This is a genomic window from Erwinia billingiae Eb661 (assembly GCF_000196615.1).
GTDB classification, from domain to species: Bacteria; Pseudomonadota; Gammaproteobacteria; order Enterobacterales; family Enterobacteriaceae; genus Erwinia; species Erwinia billingiae.
Window position 1 is genome coordinate 3,577,105 of the sequence record NC_014306.1, and the last position, 17,940, is coordinate 3,595,044.

Here is a 17,940-nt window from a genome sequence, read left to right on the forward strand (position 1 = left end):
ACTAATTCCACAAGATATAAGATGATCGAGAGGAAGATAAATTGATCTCATCACGGATACTGGTTTTGCTTTTGCCGCTTTTTCTTACTGCTTGCATGTCAACGCCCAATGAGGCAAGGCGTGATACTCCTGTATTTTCTGGCACGAGCGGAAAATCTCCTGATAATCTCTCCGAATGTATCTATGAAGGATGGACGAATACCCGGGTGATGCTGGAGAGAGACAATACAACTCATACTGAGCGCTCGGGTGGGAGGGTAACTGTATTTACATGGAAAGACAGTCTGTTTGCAGACATATTGTCAGAAAAGGACGGCTCTCGAGTGAAATTCTATAAGACGTTCGGTATGGGATACACCGTTTCATCTAATAGGAATGATGTCGTAAAAGACTGCCTGTAATTTCAAATATGCTTCCAAGCGACCTGGCTCCAGCGGGTTTTTTATAAAACAGGATCATCAATCTCCTCAACCAACTCACTTCCCTGATGCTTCACGCTGCCCACTGACTTCGATACCGGGTGCCAGGTGAAATCATCTGATGGTATGGATTGCTCTTTGGCTATGTCCTTAGCCTCTTCAGAACTGGTATCGGGATTGAGCCAGTCCAGCACAGCGGATGTGCTCAGAACCAGCGGCCGGCGGTCATGGATATCGACCAAACCTTTATCGCTGGCGGCGGTGACAATCACAAAGCCCTCATTCTCGTTCTGCTTATCGTAGGGAGCTTTGCCGATCGCAGCGAAGAAGATGGGTTTACCGGATTTGTGGTAGATGAAGTAAGGCTGCTTCTTGCTGCCGTCACGCTTCCACTCATACCATCCGTCGGCCATTACGATAGCGCGACCGTTGTTCCACAGCGGCTTGAACATGCGCCCGGTGGCTGCGGTCTCTACCCTGGCATTAATCAGCGGGGCTTTGTCCCACCACTCGGGCCCATAGCCCCAGTGAACCGGATCAAGATGAAGGGAGTCATCACGCTGATTTAGCAGCAGGACATTGGTGCCGGGCGCCACGTTATACCGGCCGATCGGGTCAGGGTCGTAAGCAATCTCCCGCTCTACTTCGTCGGCAAACTCTTTCAGGTATTCTTCGCGTGTTCTGTACTGCGTGAATCGTCCGCACATAGGCACCTCTGTAGTGGCACACTGAATTTGGCCACCTGAATAGAGGTGATATCATCACCTCATAGTCAAAACAGGTGACATTATGACCGGACGTAACAGACGCAATTTTAGCCCCGAGTTTCGCCTCGAAGCTGCCCAGCTTGTACTCGATCAGCATTACACCGTTGCCGCCGCTGCTACGGCAATGAACGTCGGCAAATCCACAATGGACAAATGGGTTCGACAACTGAAAGAAGAGCGAGCGGGAAAATCACCCACTGCTTCACCCATGACACCTGAGCAGATTGAAATACGCGAGCTAAAGAAAAGACTTCAACGCGTTGAAATGGAAAGGGATATATTAAAAAAGGCTACCGCGCTCTTGATGTCAGACTCCCTGAACAATTCTCATTAGTTGAGAAATTCAGGGCGCGGTTTCCTGTTGCCGTTGTGTGCAACGTGTTTGGGGTTCATCGCAGCAGTTATAAATACTGGCGGCAGCCCAGGAAGCCTGACGCCACGAGAGTGGCATTACTGAGCCTTGTGCGTGAAGTTTATCGCGAAAGTAACGGCTCAGCAGGAGCGCGAAGCATTGCCGCGATGGTCACCACCAAAGGTATAAAACTGAGCCGCTGGCGGGCAACAAAGCTAATGAAAGCGCTCAATATTATCAGCTGTCAGCAACCTGGCCATCGTTATAAGAAGGCGTCTAAGGAGCACATTGAGATCCCTAATTATCTGGATCGCCAGTTTGCTGTTACCGAGCCTAATCAGGCCTGGTGCGGTGATGTGACTTATATCTGGACGGGAAAACGCTGGGCTTATCTGGCTGTTGTACTCGATTTGTTTTCCCGTAAACCGGTTGGCTGGGCGATGTCATTTTTCCCGGATTCTGCACTGACAGCTAAAGCGCTGTCCATGGCCTGGGAAGCGCGAGGAAAGCCGGCTAATTTACTGTATCACTCGGACCAAGGCAGCCACTATACCAGCAGGAATTTCAGGCAGTTACTGTGGAGATATCAGATAAAGCAAAGCCTGAGTCGCCGGGGAAATTGCTGGGATAACAGCCCAATGGAACGATTCTTCAGAAGCCTGAAAACAGAGTGGGTACCGGATAATGGCTACGCGAATTTTAGCGAAGCCAGCACGGCAATAACGAATTACATCACAGGATATTACAGCCAGCTCAGACCTCATCAATATAATGGTGGTTTGACGCCGAATGAATCAGAACGATTGTTCTGGAAAAACTCTAAAGCTGTGGCCAGTTTTTGTTGACCGCTACACTCCTGCTTAAAGATAGTGCAGGCAGGCCATTTGTTCAGCTTGAGAGCTCAACTGTTTACAGATATCCTGGTTATGAGATTCTATGTTAGCTAGCTAATAAGTCTGTAGATAACTTATCTCTCTGGAGGGTCAATAAAGCACGATTACATTATTTTCGGGGCTGGACATGATGGGAGCATTTTAACGCTTGAGCACTTTTGCACAGAATTACCCATCTTACCTTACCCATGCACCTTTAATAAGAGCGATGAAGTGCAACCAATCAAACTGGAGCTATTTGATGTTTTCCAGGCTGAAGTTGGTGGCAAGCAATACAACGTTGCTTCTAATGATGGGGTTCAAATTAGCAGGGTTGCAAAGGTGGTTTCCGAAAGAAAGCCTCGACCAACCAACAGTTAATATACCGCTAACAAGCCGCCCACTGAGGCGGTTTTTTTACACCTAAATTTCAGGAGTCATCCCATGCATGCAGACATAACAGACCAGGCCGCTGAGCTTGAAGAACTGGAAAGGACTATCGCTTTGGCTAACAGGAAGAAGCCGGAACCGCCGTCACCCATTTGCCGCAATGGCGATTGTGGGGAGCCATCTCAGCCGGGTGCGAGCTACTGCTGCCCGGAGTGCAGGAAAGATGATGAGCTTAATCAGTGGGCGGCCAAACAACGCCTTGTAGCGTGAGGATGCGCTATGTCGCCGGAGTCTCAGAACGCGATCAACAGCACAGCCCGAGCTGCAGTTAAAGAATACACCAACACATCAAACACCCTCACCTACCGTCAGATACTCGATAAACACGCCAAGCGCATTGAAACCCTGATACCTGCACAACATCGCGGGCGGGCATGGCTATGGCTGAATTGCGTGTATCAGCGGCTGGGCTGTGGTGGATAGGAGATGAAGTCATGAGAGGACGCGATGAATGAGCTGGCTCTTTTCGCAGGCGCTGGCGGAGGAATACTCGGCGGGCACCTCCTTGGATGGAGGACAGTTTGCGCAGTTGAACGTGATGCCTACGCCGCACAAGTTCTGGCGCAACGACAAAACGATAGATGCTTGCGACCATTCCCGATTTGGTCTGACATCTGCAGTTTTGATGGAAAGCCATGGAGAGGCATTGTTGACATCGTTTCTGGCGGCTTTCCCTGCCAGGACATTAGCTCGGCTGGACGTGGCGCAGGAATCGAAGGTAGCAGGTCAGGGTTGTGGTCAGAGATGGCAAGAATCATTGGTGAGATACGACCTTCATTCGTATTCGTGGAGAACTCACCCCTCCTTATCGGAAAAGGACTTGCCCTGGTCATCAGTGACCTTGCCAAAAATGGGTATGATTGTCAGTGGAGTCGTGTTTCAGCAAAAGAATTTGGTGCGCCTCATAAAAGAGACCGACTTTGGTTGGTCGGGAGAAATGTTCGCGACACCACAAGCCCGGGATTACCGATCGGGTTCAATTGCCAGATGGAAGGATCCGAAGAGGTCCAGAAACCTGAACGACCAGGTTGGTGGCCTGCTGAACCCGAACTGGCAAGAGTGGCTAATGGGATGGCCCATCGGGTGGACCGAATTAAAGCCCTTGGAAATGGACAAGTTCCGCGAGTGGCAGCAACAGCATTCAGCATCCTGAAGTGATCACCCTTCCCCATGTTCTCATCGCAATAGCATTCGTGATCGCCGCCTGGGCGATATTCAAAATACTCTGAACGAGGAAACAACTATGCATCAGCATCAGTTTCAACCAGACTCGCTTGTTGATCTCAAATTCATCATGGCTGATACTGGTTTCGGCAAGACATTCATTTATGACCGCATCAAAGACGGCACCCTTCCAAAAAGCAAAATCATTCATGGCCGGGCAAGATGGCTTTACAGTGACCACTGCGCATTCAAATCTAAGCTTCTGAATAACCCAGATGGGTAAATGCGCGGGTAAAAATATTCTTCCACTAAATAAAACCATTCAAATACAACCTCCTGCGTGATGAATTAGGTGTCTGCAGGGGACACCATCTGACCGTTCGCTACCCTCCGCTTTAGTTCGCAAATCCCAAGTCAATCAACCTCCCCTTAAATCATTTTACGCATTGTTTTTTTAGCCGTTTACCTCAGCGGAAAAGAGGCAGGCGGTGAAAAGTTATTATGAGTTTTTATGCCTCTTTAGCATGTTATGCAGCGCCAGAAATATCAGACCAACACCTATCAGTATCAGGAACGCATATCCAAGTGAATGGAACAACCCTATTCCTGCGATCCCGCCGGCCAGAAATGACAGCAAGGTGAATGAGTGCAGCCTGAGTCTCTCAAGATAAAGCGGAGCGTCCTTAGGTGATTCCTTTCGCCTGAGCACGTCGAAGAGCAAGGCCAGCTCTATACCGATATCCGTAGATGTGCCTGATACATGCGTTGTTCTTACACGCGCGTTAGATATTCTCGTGACGACAGCATTTTGTAAGCCCATTAAAAAGCTCAGGCTTAAGATAAGTAACACGCCGGGGGAAACTGGCGTGAGATAGCTCTCAACAATACCGAGCACGACAAGCCCGACACCCTCTATAAAAATATTAATGGCGTATACCGTACGCATTTTCTTTCTGCGACCTGAATTGATAACAATTGTCGAGAATGCAGAACCGGCAATGAAAATGCTGACAATCGACAGAAAGAAAATAGCTGGTGCCAGGTTTGCTTTGGCAAGATGATCTGACAGTGAAGAGACGTTTCCCGTCATGTTGGCAGAGAAAAAACCGACAGCTTCAAATGCTGCGGTGTTCAGGGCTCCGGCAACGGCGGCGAGCGTACAAGCGAGTTGTGTATCTGCAACATGACTTCGCGAATTCTCAGTGCTAATTAACATGGAACCTGCCGTGTTCACCTGGGGTAGACACATGATCCGCTCATTTTTCATCAGTGACAAGATGACCAGCCAGACAAAGACAGTACGGCGAGTTTGTACAACTCTTTTCATTTTCGCGTCACATAGATCGCTTCATAAGGCGCACCCGCAAATGTACCTTGGGCTTAAAAAACCGCTCGGAGGCACTTTAAGTTTCTACTTCAGTACATTACAAACACTTTTTGAAATTCTTCGACATCTTTCTCAAAGTTGTGCCGATCCGGGGCTGCATTGTAGTGTTCAGTAAGGCAGAGTGAAGAGAAAAGCGTTATAACCTTCGGATGCATCTTCATTAATGTTCTCAATAGCAAGATCATTATTCTCTTTAATTTTGCCTGCGGCCACGAGGTCGGATTTGCTGTCCCAGGTCATATTGCCATCTGGGCAAAACCCTGACACACTCCAGTTGCCACATTCAATACGACCTATGAAAATGTTCCTTTTTGTTGCTTCTTCGCACAGCTCCTTTGCACCTTTAGGCGTAAATTTCATGGTGCTATTGCCATTCAATTCAAAAAAGTCAGCTCCTGTATCATATAACACATGACGTTCAAAATTCTGACCAGCCATAATTCTCTCCTCAGTACAGGTCGTTAACCCTATAACCACTATTTTTCAATTATTATTGAGCATTAACGGATAAAATTACGGCAAGTGCAGGATAAACTCACCCATCGAGTTTCATCACGAGTCCGGATTGCCAATGTCATTTACCAAGTCACTCCCCTGATTCTTAACATTCCCCACCGTCTTCAAAACAGGATGCCAGGTGAATTCGTCTGAGGGAATGGATTGCTCTTTAGCGATGTCCTGCGCCTGCTCAGAAGTGGTATCGGGATTCAGCCAGGCCAGTACTGCGGATGTGCTCAGAACCAGCGGCCGGCGGTCGTGTATATCAACCAGACCTTTATCGCTAGCCGCAGTGACGATCACAAATCCTTAGTTCGCGTTCTGCTTATCGTAGGGAGCTTTGCCGATCGCCGCGAAGAAGATGGGCTTACCGGATTTGTGGTAGATAAAGTAAGGCTGTTTCTTGCTGCCGTCACGCTTCCATTCGTACCAGCCGTCGGCCATGACGATAGCGCGCCCGTTGTTCCACAGCGGCTTGAACATGCGGCCGGTGGCTGCGGTCTCTATCCTGGCATTAATCAGCGGTGCTTTGTCCCACCATTCGGGCCCGTAGCCCCAGTGAACCGGGTCAAGATGAAGGGAATCATCGCGCTGGTTTAGCACCAGGACGTTTGTACCGGGCGCCACGTTATACCGGCCGATCGGTTCAGGGTCGTAGGAAATATCCTGCTCTGTTTCGTCGGCAAACTCTTTCAGGTATTCTTCGCGTGTTCTGTACTGCGTGAATCGTCCGCACATAGGCACCTCCTTTTTCAAGGGTAGAGCATGCAGGTTAAGTGGTCAGCTTGACGACTTATAGTACTAAAGGTTTCAAGTGGGATGTCGATGAAACATTTACTTAGGATGAACGTATTTTACAAGGATTAATGATTGAAGTGGCTAGTAGTTTGTTTGATTTTTATGGCATCCAGTGCTCTGGCAGAGCGAGAATATGAGCCACCACTCGTAAGATGCCTCAATGACAATGTTCTCCCTGAAATCCCATCAAATAGATCAGCAGTTACAATCGTGGACGAAGCATTCAAAAAATGCTCCAAAAATGTAAACATCTGGATGAAAGAGCGGGAGTCACTATCCCCAAATATACAGACGAGTCAGTACGGTGAACTTCATGATTTCTATATCAGGATGATTGAGATACGAAGGAAAGTCATCGCAAAACGAAACCACGAAACCGCTCAATGAAGCGGTTTTTTTTATGCTTAAAAATAAGGAGCCCCCTCAAGCATGCAGACCTAACAGACCAGGCCGCTGAGCTTAAAGAACTGGAAAGGACTGTCGATACGACCATGGGATGTTCTTGTGGGCAAAAAAGCAAAGGCAAATTGCATGACTGAAGCAGCGAAAGCCTTTGAAGACCGCATCAAAGACGGCCCCTTCCAAAAAGCAAAACCATTCAAATACCCCCCCTGCATGATGAATCAAGTGTCTGCCGTTAACATCATTTTACCGTTTTCCTACTTGTTAAAAGCATACCAAATTCAGCAATAATCCCTTATTTATGACAAACGCTGACTCAATTTAATCTATCTCTTAGAATCAGAGTGAAACTTCGCAAACCTATCGTTAATCGAAAAAAGTTTTAATCATTTGTTTTTTGCATTCTTGAGATTTCAGATTCGTTTAAAGGAAAACCTTCAACATGTCCACCCGAAACTTTAACGCCAACAACAAAACTTCTGATTGAATCATCCCCCGTCGTTTTTTTCAGAATAAACTTTACGATATATTCTTTGTTCTCTGCTGGTTCAAATTCAGCAGGAGAGAGACATAATTTGTCATTTAAAAAATTTATGTCACCTACGATTCGATTGCGCTGAGCTTTTGGTGGAGTGTCCCTCAAATTGATCGACAGATAAGTAGGTACATATCCCTTTGAGTGAGTAACTGGAAAACAAATATCTTTTCCGTTACGGACGGCTGGTATTGTTTCATCATGCCGCCCTCTGTCTCCAATACCAGGGCAGCCAGTAAGTACAAAAGAACTGCCAGATAACATCAATATAATAACGGAATTTTTAAGTGATAAATTTCTCACCAAGGGAATCCTCGTAAAGCACTTTTATAACTCGACTCAATTTCAGAAAGTCGTAAATCACCGTCAAGCGTTACAACTTCATTTCCATAAAGCCATAAAAATGACTCGTATCCCCATGAGCTAAGAATAAAATTATCCGCAATAATTTGTGCCTGCTGCTCCATCGGGTACTCGCAGAGTAGTCTGCCATCAAGCCTGTAGCGATAAGACACAATCCAGCTTGCCAGCCCCCGGCAGATTACACACATCCCTCGTTCGCGTTGCCAGACATGACTGAGTTCATGAATGAAAGTGTGCTGCTCAGTGGAGGACGTTTTTGAATAGTCATCCTTGTATAACTGAGTCCGGTAATAGATCTCCCCGTGAGGAGTCATGACAGCATGCTCATGCTGGAGGCTAAACGGTAAATAGCTATCATGATGGATCCAGACTTTGTTGTAAGAGATCCTGTCACCAAACACCCTTTTAGCGAGTTGTATTTCTCCTGAGCTCATAAGACGTAGGCTACCCTCTTTGATAGCTTTCTCATTAGCTGTCTCTACACTATCCATGTCGACTCCATGTAAGATGGTACGGATATTTTCCATGACCACAATTTCCCTTTTCGTACTGCACGAATATATATTATCTAAATCACATGAAGCAATAAATAAGAATGAAGCTTGACGATTTCTATATGAGAATATTCTTAAGCATTGGCGTAGATTGCTGAAGGAAGTTAAAAAAAAGAGAAAGTTTATCAAGATGATAAACGTTAATTTAATACAGCTTTTACTTCCTAAAAATCTCATTTAGCCAATATTATTAAGCTACTTATTATTTATCGGCGGTTTGTTTAATGAAGCATAATAACCCCGCAGTGTTTTCTCGGGGCGTGGATGAAAACAGATTAATGGCCCAAGCTAAAACGATGGCCCTAAGAATTATTCTTCCCGGATAAGCGTGGGGGTCTGTGCATATGCATACACATGTCCCCAGCCTACCCCTTCCCTCAGGTCTTACTCACCGTGTAGCTTTTAACCTTGCCGCCATCGAGTTGCACCGTTAGCGTTTTGCCTTCAGTGGTACTGCCGGCTTTCGCCTGGCTGTAGCTCCACATCATCAGCAGATGATTCTCCGGGTATGGTGTTTCCGTGGTCGGCTGGCCGAACAGTGAAATCAGATCCTGGCGGCTGGTTTGGCCGTACTGGATTTTGCTCAGCTTGGCATCATCGAAATCCTTGCCGGTTGAAGAGGTGCAGCCGGAAAGAAACAGAACAATGGCCAACACAGTCAGTATTTTTCTCATCAATATTCTCGTCAAACTGAAGGGCTATCCGACTTTTTCACAGTCGTAGGAACCGCTGATGCGGATCTGGCTGGCGCTGGTTCGCACCACCTGCACGTTCAATGTCGCCTTGCCGTGCTGAACAGCCTGGTCCATATCCAGCATACCCGGTGCCTTGGTGTTCTTAACCCGCAGATGGATTTTCACATTATCGTAATCCCCTTTATCACCGGTAAAAGTGACTTTCTGCTGGGTGGGCTTGGTGTTATTGACGTAAACGCTACCGTCCTGGTGGCGATCTAAATGAAAAGGACCGCATTGCATTGCCGCCATTGCTGGTGAAAGGCACAGCATTAGCGTGGAGAGAAGCAGGGATGTTTTTATCATAACGGAGGCATGACCTGTTGAAGCGGAGGCAGGAAGTGGACCTGCTAACCAGGGTAAAGTGTGCATCACTGCAATGCATACTTTACCGTTCAGGCCGTCAGTATAACTGATGACAGGGCGAAAGAGATCTGTCGCCCTGGTGTTGAAATTCTATTTGGTGCGCCACATGCGATATTGTCCCCAGAAACCCACCTCGGCGACATATTCCTGATCGGTACCGTCTGCGGTAATATCCAACGTTTTTCTCATTCCCATCGTCAGCACACTACAATCGTTACTGACGCGTAATTTATGCGGCCCGTTTTTCAAATAGGTCGTCACAAATTGGTTCTGACGCAATAAAGCCACTTCAGTATTATCAACGGTAATAACAAACCTACATATCCCACCACTCATGCTGCCAATAAACTGCTTCTGCCGGGTGATGGTGACCTTGGTCTGCTGACCGGATGAAGATGGGGTAACAATCTGATTATCCAAAATTTTATCTGCAGGACCATAAGGCCTTGCACAGCCTGCCAAAGTTAACACTGCTAAGGCCAAAACCAACTTTTTCATTTCCCTGCCCTTTTATTAACGAATTTCCTGAAAGCACGCAAAACGGCCAGATAAAAATAAGGTTATCTGCAAGAGTATTATGTTGAGGGTCGATATATTAACGCCTGACCATGGTGTGAATCAATAATTATATTTACCATTATCCTCTTTGAAGTGAAAAAAGCGCGACCTCAATTGAATCAATTAATTCTCATTCAATAATATTTTAAAAAACGTCGCATTAAGACAAATTAACAGGGTAAACTCCAGTCATCTGAATAAGGAGATGCACTGAATGCCTACCACTTTTACCCTGCGTATGGCCCACCGTGTGAGTGATGTTTTGCTGCCCGATCTGAAAGCGCTGATCCCACCCGAGTCGATGCAGTTCTTCTCCAATGAACTCGATGAAGAGTGGCATTACACTTTGCTCTGCCAGCAGAGTGACGAAACCTGTTCGCTGGCGGTATCGGCTATCCTGGTCTGGCATCAGTTAAAACGGATCACCCTGATGAATTACAGCAATGCCAGCGTGCAGAAAGATCTTTCCCATTGCGCTGCGGCCGACCTGTTTAACTTCCTGAAAATGCCCGGTGCGGTATTGCACCTGTCCTGATGCGTTCGCCCGATTTGATTAGCCACCGTTATGCCAGTGTATTCCATTGATTGATTTTTACTCCCTGCCCTAAGCTGATGGAAAATAAATACCGAATCATGGCGGAGTACCCTATGTCAGAAAAAGATCCTATCGTTGAGCGCCTCACCGTTGAAGTCGTTGCCCTCAGGCATATCGTGCAGATGCTGATTGCCTATGGCAACGTGCCGACCGGCGGCAAACTGAATAAATACCTGATGAAAGTGGCCGAGGACGCGGAACATCGCGACGATCGCCACGCGAATAAAGCCATCGCTGACGCTATCCGCAGCTATATTCAGAAGTAATAAAAAACCCGGTCCAGCATCTGGACCGGGTTTTTGCATTAACATCCGGCCGTTACGAGGTAGCCACCTTAAACGAAGAGATGTCCTGAGCCAGCTGTGAAGCCTCTGCCCGTAGTGCCTGGGTGTTTTCCGCGTTCTGATTGACCAACAGCAGGTTCTGCTGAATGCTGCGCTCCATCTGCGAGACGGCCAGCGTCACTTCACCAATGCCTTTACTCTGCTCATCGCCCGCAACGCGGATTTCACCAACCACCTGCTTCACTTTCAGCACGTCGTTCACCAAACCTTCCAGCTGTTCGCCTGCACCTTCCACCAGTTTACTGCCTGCCAGCACCGTGGTATCCGACTGGCTGATCAAGGTTTTGATCTCCTGCGCCGCATTAGCGCTTCGCTGTGCCAGCGCGCGGACTTCGGCGGCCACTACCGCAAATCCACGGCCCTGCTCACCGGCCCTGGCGGCTTCAACCGCAGCGTTCAGCGCCAGAATATTGGTCTGGAAAGCAATGCCATCAATCACACTCAGGATCTCGCCGACGCGGCTGGAAGAGGTTTTGATGGTCGCCATGGTATCAATCACTTTATGCATTACTTCGCTGCTGCTGCGGGCAATCTGCGCCGTCTGCTCGGTGAAGGCATCTGCCAGGCGGGTGTTCTCGGCATTCTGCTGCACGGTGGCGTTGAGCTGCTCCATCGCAGCGGCACTCTGCTCCAATGCAGCGGCCTGATCGCCAATCTTCGCCGACAGAGCCTGATTGCCCTCTGCCAGGAAGGTGGCATTGGCAGCCACGTTGATGCCGCTGGCCTGCACATTAGTGATAACGCCGGCAATCTTGTCGACAAACTGGTTAAACGATACGGCAATTTCCGCGATCTCATCCTTGCCGGAAGCATCCAGACGACGGGTTAAATCCCCATCGCCATTGGCAATCTCATCCAGCGCGGCACGCGTGGATTCCAGACGCGTGGTCAGCCCGCGTGCAAATAACCAGGCACCCGCCAGCAGAACCAGCAGCGCCGGGATCAGCACCACGAAGATATCCTGCATGATATTTCTGGCCAACGCGGTCACGTTTGCTTCCGGCGTGACCAGGCCGATCACCCAGCCGGTATCCGGCATCTTAAACAGCGTGACCTGAGCACGGGTATGCAGGTAATCATCCTGCAAATTATTCAGCGTGGTGGTTCCCGGCTGATGGGCTGCCGTCGCAAGGCCTTTTACCACCGGCGCCAGCCACTTCTGCTCATCCGCCAGCGCGCTGAATTTCTTCAACGCTTTGTCTTTACTGCCGGGGAAATACAGCACGTTACCGGACTGGTCCAACGCGAAGGCATAGCCGCCGGTCAGGTTGCCATTCTTGGCCATAAAGCCAGACAGGTTATCCAAAAGCACGTCAAAGGTTGCCACGCCGGCAAACCTGTCGCCCGCGCTGTAAGGCACGCTACAGGTGACCATATTCACGTTGGAAACCGGGTCCTGGTACACTTCGGACCAGTTACACTTGCTGCGCGATGCCGCTTTAGTTGAGGTGTACCAACTTTCATTGTGGTAACCCGCACCGGCAGGATCGTTGTAGCCGTCGGAGTAATCCAGCGTGCCGTTGGCGCCGCGTGACCAGAAGAAGCTGCGACGGGCAACCCCCTCGGTAAAGGCATTCGGTTCCGGCCAGATGCCGCCACCGGCAATGCTTTTGTCACCTTTGCTGTCGATAATCTGCGGCAGCACGCTTTTGAATAAATCGTCCTGATGGGGCAGCACTTCCGCCAGACGCGCCATGCTGACGACTTCGCCTTCAATGCGGATCAACTGCTGATTCAGCTGGCCAACAATGTTTTCGCCGGTCTGCTGGATCAGACTGTTACTGGCTTCGATCACCCTCGGTTGGCCGCGCAGCGAGATGGCAAGATAAACAATTAATGTGATGAGTAGCAGCATCGAAATGCCGCCTAGTGTCAATTTCCCTGACAGACGAACTGGGATCCCCGGCATAGTGATTTCCTTCATAGTAAAGAAGTCGTGATAACTGAGAGAAAGGGTGGCGTAAGAGATGACACAGCGTGATTGTTAACCATCACATCCCCGGGTTATCGGCCTGCCGCGAGAAAACCTTAAACAGAGTATGTCAGCGCAGGTAAAGGATCGGATTTACCCTTCATTCATCGCCGCGCTTAATTGATAATAACGGCTGGCAGCGGAACGTCTGCGCTGTCAAAGGCCGGGTGGCTGGGGTTCGGATGAGCCCAAAGGCCCGCCTGAACGATATTTTTTGACTGAAACTGCACTCTGGACAGCTTCACCTGAAGGGATAATAGCCACATGCAACTTTTAATAACCGGATGGCTGACCGCCTTCGACCTGCCCTACGCGCCCCTGATTGCGCTCTTCGCCATCATCGCCCTGATTGCCATCATCTCATTGATTGTGCATGGCTTACTGCACCGCGCGGTGCTGCCATTCCTGCGTCGGTTTGCCGACCGATCCTCACACCTGTGGCCAAAATCCATCATTGATAAAAAGCTGTTCAGCCGTTTCGCGCTGCTGATGCAGGGCGTGCTGCTGCAAATCCAGCTTGAGGTGTTCCTGAAGGGCGACGAGCCGATTTACTCCGTGCTGATGATCGCCAGTCAGGTCTGGCTGATGATCTTCACCCTGCTGATCCTTTACTCGCTGCTGGACGTGCTGCTGGAGCTCTCCGATAACAGCAGCTTTGCCGGCCAGCTGCCGTTACGCGGCATTTTTCAGAGCATCAAACTGATCGCCACCCTGTTGATTGGGCTGATGGTGATCTCGCTCCTGATTGGCAAATCCCCGCTGGTGCTGTTGACCGGTCTGGGTGCGATGACCGCCGTACTGATGCTGGTGTTTAAGGATCCGATCCTCGGCCTGGTCGCCGGCATTCAGCTTTCGGCCAACAATATGCTGAAAATGGGTGACTGGCTGGATATGCCAAAATACGGCGCGGATGGCGACGTGATTGATATCGGGCTGACCACGGTGAAAGTGCGCAACTGGGATAAAACCATCACCACCATTCCAACCTACGCACTGATTTCTGACTCGTTTAAGAACTGGCGCGGCATGTCCGAATCCGGTGGCCGCCGCATCAAGCGCAGCCTGAATATTGATGCCACCAGCATTCATTTTCTGTCAGATGAAGAGATCGCCCGGATGAATCGCGCGCAGCTGCTGACGCCGTATCTCGACGGCAAGGTCGCTGAAGTCGCTAACCACAATGCCAGCCTGGGCTGCGACCTCACTACGCCACTGAATGGCCGGCATATGACCAATATTGGCACCTTCCGCGCCTGGCTCGAAGCCTGGTTGAAGTCTCATCCCCAGATCCACAAAGATATGACGCTGATGGTTCGCCAGCTGGCGCCGGGTTCTGAAGGCCTGCCGATTGAGATTTATGTCTTCACCAACACCACGGTCTGGCTGGAGTACGAGAAGATCCAGTCAGATATCTTTGACCACATCTTTGCGCTGCTGCCTGAATTCGGCCTGCGCGTGCACCAGACGCCGACCGGCAATGATATGCGCAATATGCGCTTTTCCCCCGCGGAATAAGGGCTGAACCGGCGGACGGGATGCTGAAAAGCCCGTCCGCCAACGCCCGCTGTGTATTTCGCCATGCCATTCATACCCGCTAACAGGCATTTCATTCCGCTCTGACGGCAGTTCATGCCCTATTCTCCCCGCGCGCGAAGTCCCGGCTTATCATCTGCTCATTCTCTTAAACTTTCCCCCGGGAGCTTTCCATGAGCACACAGCCCGTCAGCACAAGCGTTAACCGTACCCGCTGGTTAACCCTGTTCGGCACCATCATTACCCAGTTCGCGCTGGGCTCCGTTTATACCTGGAGCCTGTTTAATGGTCAGTTGTCGCATAAGCTGGATGCCCCGGTCAGCCAGGTGGCGTTCTCCTTTGGCTTGCTGAGCCTGGGGCTGGCGATTGCCTCTTCCCTGGCCGGCAAGCTGCAGGAGCGTTTTGGCGTGCGCAACGTCACCATCGGTGCGGGCGTGTTGATGGCGATTGGTTTTTATCTGACGGCGCACTCCAGCAACCTGTTTATGCTGTATCTGAGCGCGGGCGTGCTGGTGGGACTGGCGGATGGCGCCGGGTATCTGATGACCCTGTCGAACTGTGTGAAGTGGTTCCCGGAACGCAAAGGGCTGATTTCCGCCTGTGCCATTGGGGCTTACGGCCTGGGCAGCCTCGGCTTTAAATTTATCTGCGGCTACCTGCTCAGCGTCTACAGTCTGGAAAATACCTTCCTGATTTGGGGTCTGCTGGCGATGGCGCTGATTGTCACCGGCGCACTGTTTATGAAGGAAGCGCCGAAACAATCTGCTGCAGCGCAGGGAAGTCACAGTAAAGCCCGCGATTTCTCTCTGGCCGAAGCGGTGCGTTTGCCGCAGTACTGGATGCTGGCATTGATGTTTCTGACCGCCTGCATGAGCGGCCTGTATGTGATTGGCGTGGCGAAAGATATTGGCGAAGGCCTGGTGCATCTGTCGACGCAAACGGCGGCCAATGCGGTGACCATTATCGCCATTGCTAATCTGAGTGGACGACTGATCCTCGGCGTGATGTCCGACAAGATGGCCCGTATCCGGGTGATTACTCTGGCGCAGGTGGTCTCGCTGGCGGGCATGAGCATCCTGCTGTTTACCCAGATGAATGAAACCACCTTTTTTATCTCTATCGCCTGCGTGGCCTTCAGCTTTGGCGGCACCATTACCGTTTACCCCTCGCTGGTCAGCGACTTCTTCGGCCTGAACAATCTGACCAAAAACTACGGGCTGATTTATCTGGGCTTTGGTATCGGTAGCGTATTGGGGTCGTTGATTGCTTCGCTGTTTGGCGGCTTCACCATCACCTTCAGCCTGATTATGGCCCTGCTGGTGATTTCGCTGATTATGTCTGCCACCATTCGCTTACCGCACCGTGCGGAAGAAGAGAAAAAGGTCCTGCAGCACGCGTAAAAAAATGGGGCGATAATTCGCCCCATTCATACACCGTTGATATGTCCCTTCCCGGATTATTTCGCCTGAAATAGCGGCTCGGCAATTCCCGCCACCGCCACTCTTACCGCAAACACATCGCCAGACTGAGGATAGCGTGCCAGCTCTTCTGCGGTGCGGTCTTCGCGTGAACTGGTGATATACAGCGTCTTCAGATCCTCCCCGCCGAATGCCACCATGGTCGGCCAGCGAACCGGCAACGGGATCTCATCCACAATGCGTCCATCAGCGGGATCGAGACGGATCACCCGGGAACCATCAAACATTGCTGCCCAGTAGAAGCCTTCACTGTCGACGGCGGCACCATCAGGCAAACCGCCCTCTTCCTGCACAAAGCGTTGCAGCACTTCGCGTGGGCCGATTTCGCCCTGTTCATCCATCGGATAACGCCAGAGCACGCCGTTTGGCGTATCGGTCTGATACATCCAGCGACTGTCTGGTGAGAAAGCCAGCCCGTTGGAGATTTTGATATCTTCAGCCTGCACCGTCAGCGTCAGGTGTTCATCCAGACGGCATAGCTTGCCGCCGTTGCGATCCTGCGGTTCCCACAGGCTGCCACACCAGAAACGACCGTGGCGATCGACGCGGCCATCATTAAAACGGCTGCGTTCCGCATCACCCGGATTTGGCGCGATGCGCTGAGTAATATGCCCGTGATCATCCAGCATGCAGACGCCGCTGCGTAATGCGGCAACAAATCCACCCTGAGCATTCAGGCCAAAGCAGCCAATGTCCTCAGCTACAGGGAAAACCTGATGCTTACCACTTTGTGGATCGAACCGGTGCAAAGCAGGCGCCAGAATATCGACAAAATAGAGGACCTGTTCCCTGACAGACCAGACCGGACACTCACCCAGTTCAGCCTGCGCCGACAGCACGTTTTCTACCTGATAACTCATAGTTTCTCCTTAGTCAGTCTGCCTAAGTCTACTGCATATTTGATGTCGGTGGCGGCCTGAGGTGAAATTGATTCGTATTAAGGTTTATTCGTCGCTGGCGCTAAATTAAGAGCATTCCGGATGGAAACGGCTTATTTTAGGTCTTATCTTATTTATGAATATTACGCCGCGATTATTAAACTGAAATTTGAAATATCTGGAAATACCTGATTAAATAACTCTACACAACCGGCATTATTCCTCCACTTTTCTCAAGTAAAGTTGTAGTCATTGAAAAAGTGAAGGAGCATTCACAATGAAAAAACTCATTAAAGTTGTCTCGGTTCTGGGCGTAATGCTGATGTTGAACGGTTGTATCGTGCATGATGGATATCGTGGCGGACATCACGGCGGCGGTTATCATAACGGGTATCATGGCGGCTATCACCACGGAAATGGCCCGCATCGGGGCTGGTAAGCAGAAATTCTAAGAGGGTGAGGTAACTCATCCTCAAGCGGGCAAAGCCTGCACACGGCAATATAATAAGATCGTTGAAAAAAATATTGGGCGGGAATTTTCCCCGCCCTTTTTTCGTTTTAGCTTTTAATGCTGTAATTACACTGATACCAGGCGTTCATTAATCCAGGTACCCGACTTTCCTGCGGTTTAATCGGTTCCACTTTATCAAACCCGCGTTCTGTACAGTAGCGTTCCACATCCTCTTGCATCGCCATCTTATTGACGGTGGACGGATTAAAACGATACTGCACAGTATTTACCGCAGGATCTTCATCAACTTTTTCAAATGCCCCTGGCTTGCTGGAAGTACAACCGGCTAATACAAATACAGCCAGCGCAACGGCGCCAGTCACTAACTTCTTCATTTTAGCTCCTTCGTTCGGTGCGGCATGATAACAGCCGACTTTCCTGACGCCATCGGAAAATCCCGCATTTGCAGT

The 17,940-nt window shown here is 49.9% G+C and carries 20 protein-coding genes and 1 pseudogene; 9 read left to right on the forward strand and 12 right to left on the reverse strand.

What is annotated here, in order from left to right; genetic code table 11:
* Positions 1-442 precede the first annotated feature (442 nt).
* Positions 443-1,126 (reverse strand): SOS response-associated peptidase family protein, encoded by a 684-nt coding sequence (locus EBC_RS17780; RefSeq protein WP_013203233.1) that lies wholly within the window; start codon positions 1,124-1,126, stop codon positions 443-445.
* Positions 1,127-1,208: 82 nt separating this feature from the next.
* Between EBC_RS17780 and EBC_RS17790 the strand changes: the two genes are divergently transcribed.
* The 3 genes from EBC_RS17790 to EBC_RS25215 all read left to right on the forward strand — a co-directional run bounded on the left by EBC_RS17790 (position 1,209) and on the right by EBC_RS25215 (position 4,307).
* Positions 1,209-2,383, forward strand: a protein-coding gene (locus EBC_RS17790) for an IS3 family transposase (RefSeq protein ID WP_157868027.1) whose coding sequence is annotated in 2 segments (ribosomal slippage) — positions 1,209-1,467 and positions 1,467-2,383 — 1,176 coding nt in all. Because the reading frame shifts where the segments join, the coding sequence is not laid out codon by codon here.
* Between the two features lie 924 nt (positions 2,384-3,307).
* Positions 3,308-4,018 (forward strand): DNA cytosine methyltransferase, encoded by a 711-nt coding sequence (locus tag EBC_RS24720; RefSeq protein WP_013203235.1) that lies wholly within the window; start codon positions 3,308-3,310, stop codon positions 4,016-4,018.
* 85 nt (positions 4,019-4,103) lie between these two features.
* Positions 4,104-4,307 carry a helix-turn-helix transcriptional regulator gene (locus EBC_RS25215; protein ID WP_013203237.1) on the forward strand — a complete coding sequence of 68 codons (204 nt, stop codon included), beginning with the start codon at positions 4,104-4,106 and terminating at the stop codon, positions 4,305-4,307.
* Positions 4,308-4,523: 216 nt separating this feature from the next.
* Here EBC_RS25215 and EBC_RS17810 read toward each other — a convergent pair whose 3' ends face one another.
* From EBC_RS17810 to EBC_RS17820, 3 genes and pseudogenes are all read right to left on the reverse strand, one after another.
* A complete protein-coding gene (locus EBC_RS17810; protein ID WP_013203238.1) occupies positions 4,524-5,240 on the reverse strand; it encodes a YoaK family protein in 717 nt (238 codons plus the stop codon).
* Between the two features lie 279 nt (positions 5,241-5,519).
* Positions 5,520-5,849, reverse strand: coding sequence for a colicin transporter (locus EBC_RS17815; RefSeq protein WP_013203239.1), 330 nt, complete (start codon positions 5,847-5,849; stop codon positions 5,520-5,522).
* A gap of 114 nt (positions 5,850-5,963) precedes the next feature.
* Positions 5,964-6,647: pseudogene (locus tag EBC_RS17820) on the reverse strand (SOS response-associated peptidase family protein).
* A gap of 591 nt (positions 6,648-7,238) precedes the next feature.
* On the opposite strand from EBC_RS17820, the gene EBC_RS25830 reads away from it, so the two are divergent.
* Positions 7,239-7,400: a hypothetical protein gene (locus tag EBC_RS25830; RefSeq protein WP_157868030.1), complete on the forward strand. Its 162-nt coding sequence runs from the start codon at positions 7,239-7,241 to the stop codon at positions 7,398-7,400.
* 91 nt (positions 7,401-7,491) lie between these two features.
* On the opposite strand, the gene EBC_RS25835 is transcribed toward EBC_RS25830, so the two are convergent.
* From EBC_RS25835 to EBC_RS17845, 5 genes are all read right to left on the reverse strand, one after another.
* Complete coding sequence (locus EBC_RS25835; protein ID WP_157868031.1) at positions 7,492-7,947, reverse strand: putative T6SS immunity periplasmic lipoprotein; 456 nt, start codon at positions 7,945-7,947, stop codon at positions 7,492-7,494.
* Complete coding sequence (locus EBC_RS17830) at positions 7,944-8,498, reverse strand: hypothetical protein (protein WP_013203244.1); 555 nt, start codon at positions 8,496-8,498, stop codon at positions 7,944-7,946. Before EBC_RS17830 ends, EBC_RS25835 begins: the two co-directional genes overlap by 4 nt.
* Positions 8,499-8,938: 440 nt before the next feature.
* Entirely contained in the window at positions 8,939-9,235 is a 297-nt protein-coding gene (locus EBC_RS17835) for a hypothetical protein (RefSeq protein ID WP_013203245.1), read from the reverse strand.
* Positions 9,236-9,259: 24 nt separating this feature from the next.
* Complete coding sequence (locus tag EBC_RS17840; protein ID WP_013203246.1) at positions 9,260-9,601, reverse strand: hypothetical protein; 342 nt, start codon at positions 9,599-9,601, stop codon at positions 9,260-9,262.
* Between the two features lie 150 nt (positions 9,602-9,751).
* Positions 9,752-10,159, reverse strand: a complete 408-nt coding sequence (locus EBC_RS17845; RefSeq protein ID WP_041692091.1) for a hypothetical protein — start codon at positions 10,157-10,159, stop codon at positions 9,752-9,754.
* Positions 10,160-10,433: 274 nt separating this feature from the next.
* On the opposite strand from EBC_RS17845, the gene EBC_RS17850 reads away from it, so the two are divergent.
* Both EBC_RS17850 and EBC_RS17855 read left to right on the forward strand, forming a co-directional pair.
* Positions 10,434-10,754, forward strand: a complete 321-nt coding sequence (locus EBC_RS17850; RefSeq protein ID WP_041692092.1) for a hypothetical protein — start codon at positions 10,434-10,436, stop codon at positions 10,752-10,754.
* 113 nt (positions 10,755-10,867) lie between these two features.
* Complete coding sequence (locus EBC_RS17855) at positions 10,868-11,080, forward strand: hypothetical protein (protein WP_013203249.1); 213 nt, start codon at positions 10,868-10,870, stop codon at positions 11,078-11,080.
* A 52-nt stretch (positions 11,081-11,132) separates the two neighbouring features.
* Here the strand turns inward: EBC_RS17855 and EBC_RS17860 are convergent, their stop codons facing one another.
* The gene (locus tag EBC_RS17860; RefSeq protein WP_013203250.1) at positions 11,133-13,067 is read right to left on the reverse strand and encodes a methyl-accepting chemotaxis protein; all 1,935 of its coding nucleotides are present in this window, start codon (positions 13,065-13,067) and stop codon (positions 11,133-11,135) included.
* A gap of 327 nt (positions 13,068-13,394) precedes the next feature.
* Between EBC_RS17860 and EBC_RS17865 the strand changes: the two genes are divergently transcribed.
* Together EBC_RS17865 and EBC_RS17870 are read left to right on the forward strand one after the other, a co-directional pair.
* Positions 13,395-14,645 (forward strand): mechanosensitive ion channel family protein, encoded by a 1,251-nt coding sequence (locus tag EBC_RS17865; protein WP_013203252.1) that lies wholly within the window; start codon positions 13,395-13,397, stop codon positions 14,643-14,645.
* 191 nt (positions 14,646-14,836) lie between these two features.
* Complete coding sequence (locus EBC_RS17870; RefSeq protein WP_013203253.1) at positions 14,837-16,063, forward strand: L-lactate MFS transporter; 1,227 nt, start codon at positions 14,837-14,839, stop codon at positions 16,061-16,063.
* 56 nt (positions 16,064-16,119) lie between these two features.
* On the opposite strand, the gene EBC_RS17875 is transcribed toward EBC_RS17870, so the two are convergent.
* Positions 16,120-17,001: an SMP-30/gluconolactonase/LRE family protein gene (locus EBC_RS17875; RefSeq protein WP_013203254.1), complete on the reverse strand. Its 882-nt coding sequence runs from the start codon at positions 16,999-17,001 to the stop codon at positions 16,120-16,122.
* A 295-nt stretch (positions 17,002-17,296) separates the two neighbouring features.
* On the opposite strand from EBC_RS17875, the gene EBC_RS25990 reads away from it, so the two are divergent.
* Complete coding sequence (locus EBC_RS25990) at positions 17,297-17,458, forward strand: hypothetical protein (protein ID WP_013203255.1); 162 nt, start codon at positions 17,297-17,299, stop codon at positions 17,456-17,458.
* A gap of 119 nt (positions 17,459-17,577) precedes the next feature.
* On the opposite strand, the gene EBC_RS17880 is transcribed toward EBC_RS25990, so the two are convergent.
* Positions 17,578-17,865, reverse strand: a complete 288-nt coding sequence (locus EBC_RS17880; protein WP_013203256.1) for a putative periplasmic lipoprotein — start codon at positions 17,863-17,865, stop codon at positions 17,578-17,580.
* Positions 17,866-17,940 lie beyond the last annotated feature (75 nt).

Coding starts and splice junctions, on each gene's coding strand:
- EBC_RS17875 (WP_013203254.1), bottom strand. CDS start 17,001: ATGAGTTATCAGGTAGAAAACGTGCTGTCGGCGCAGGCTGAACTGGGT.
- EBC_RS17810 (WP_013203238.1), bottom strand. CDS start 5,240: ATGTTAATTAGCACTGAGAATTCGCGAAGTCATGTTGCAGATACACAA.
- EBC_RS17880 (WP_013203256.1), bottom strand. CDS start 17,865: ATGAAGAAGTTAGTGACTGGCGCCGTTGCGCTGGCTGTATTTGTATTA.
- EBC_RS17860 (WP_013203250.1), bottom strand. CDS start 13,067: ATGCCGGGGATCCCAGTTCGTCTGTCAGGGAAATTGACACTAGGCGGC.
- EBC_RS17845 (WP_041692091.1), bottom strand. CDS start 10,159: ATGAAAAAGTTGGTTTTGGCCTTAGCAGTGTTAACTTTGGCAGGCTGT.
- EBC_RS17865 (WP_013203252.1), top strand. CDS start 13,395: ATGCAACTTTTAATAACCGGATGGCTGACCGCCTTCGACCTGCCCTAC.
- EBC_RS17830 (WP_013203244.1), bottom strand. CDS start 8,498: ATGGATAGTGTAGAGACAGCTAATGAGAAAGCTATCAAAGAGGGTAGC.
- EBC_RS25830 (WP_157868030.1), top strand. CDS start 7,239: ATGACTGAAGCAGCGAAAGCCTTTGAAGACCGCATCAAAGACGGCCCC.
- EBC_RS17835 (WP_013203245.1), bottom strand. CDS start 9,235: ATGAGAAAAATACTGACTGTGTTGGCCATTGTTCTGTTTCTTTCCGGC.
- EBC_RS17850 (WP_041692092.1), top strand. CDS start 10,434: ATGCCTACCACTTTTACCCTGCGTATGGCCCACCGTGTGAGTGATGTT.
- EBC_RS25990 (WP_013203255.1), top strand. CDS start 17,297: ATGAAAAAACTCATTAAAGTTGTCTCGGTTCTGGGCGTAATGCTGATG.
- EBC_RS17780 (WP_013203233.1), bottom strand. CDS start 1,126: ATGTGCGGACGATTCACGCAGTACAGAACACGCGAAGAATACCTGAAA.
- EBC_RS17870 (WP_013203253.1), top strand. CDS start 14,837: ATGAGCACACAGCCCGTCAGCACAAGCGTTAACCGTACCCGCTGGTTA.
- EBC_RS25215 (WP_013203237.1), top strand. CDS start 4,104: ATGCATCAGCATCAGTTTCAACCAGACTCGCTTGTTGATCTCAAATTC.
- EBC_RS24720 (WP_013203235.1), top strand. CDS start 3,308: ATGAATGAGCTGGCTCTTTTCGCAGGCGCTGGCGGAGGAATACTCGGC.
- EBC_RS17855 (WP_013203249.1), top strand. CDS start 10,868: ATGTCAGAAAAAGATCCTATCGTTGAGCGCCTCACCGTTGAAGTCGTT.
- EBC_RS17840 (WP_013203246.1), bottom strand. CDS start 9,601: ATGATAAAAACATCCCTGCTTCTCTCCACGCTAATGCTGTGCCTTTCA.
- EBC_RS17815 (WP_013203239.1), bottom strand. CDS start 5,849: ATGGCTGGTCAGAATTTTGAACGTCATGTGTTATATGATACAGGAGCT.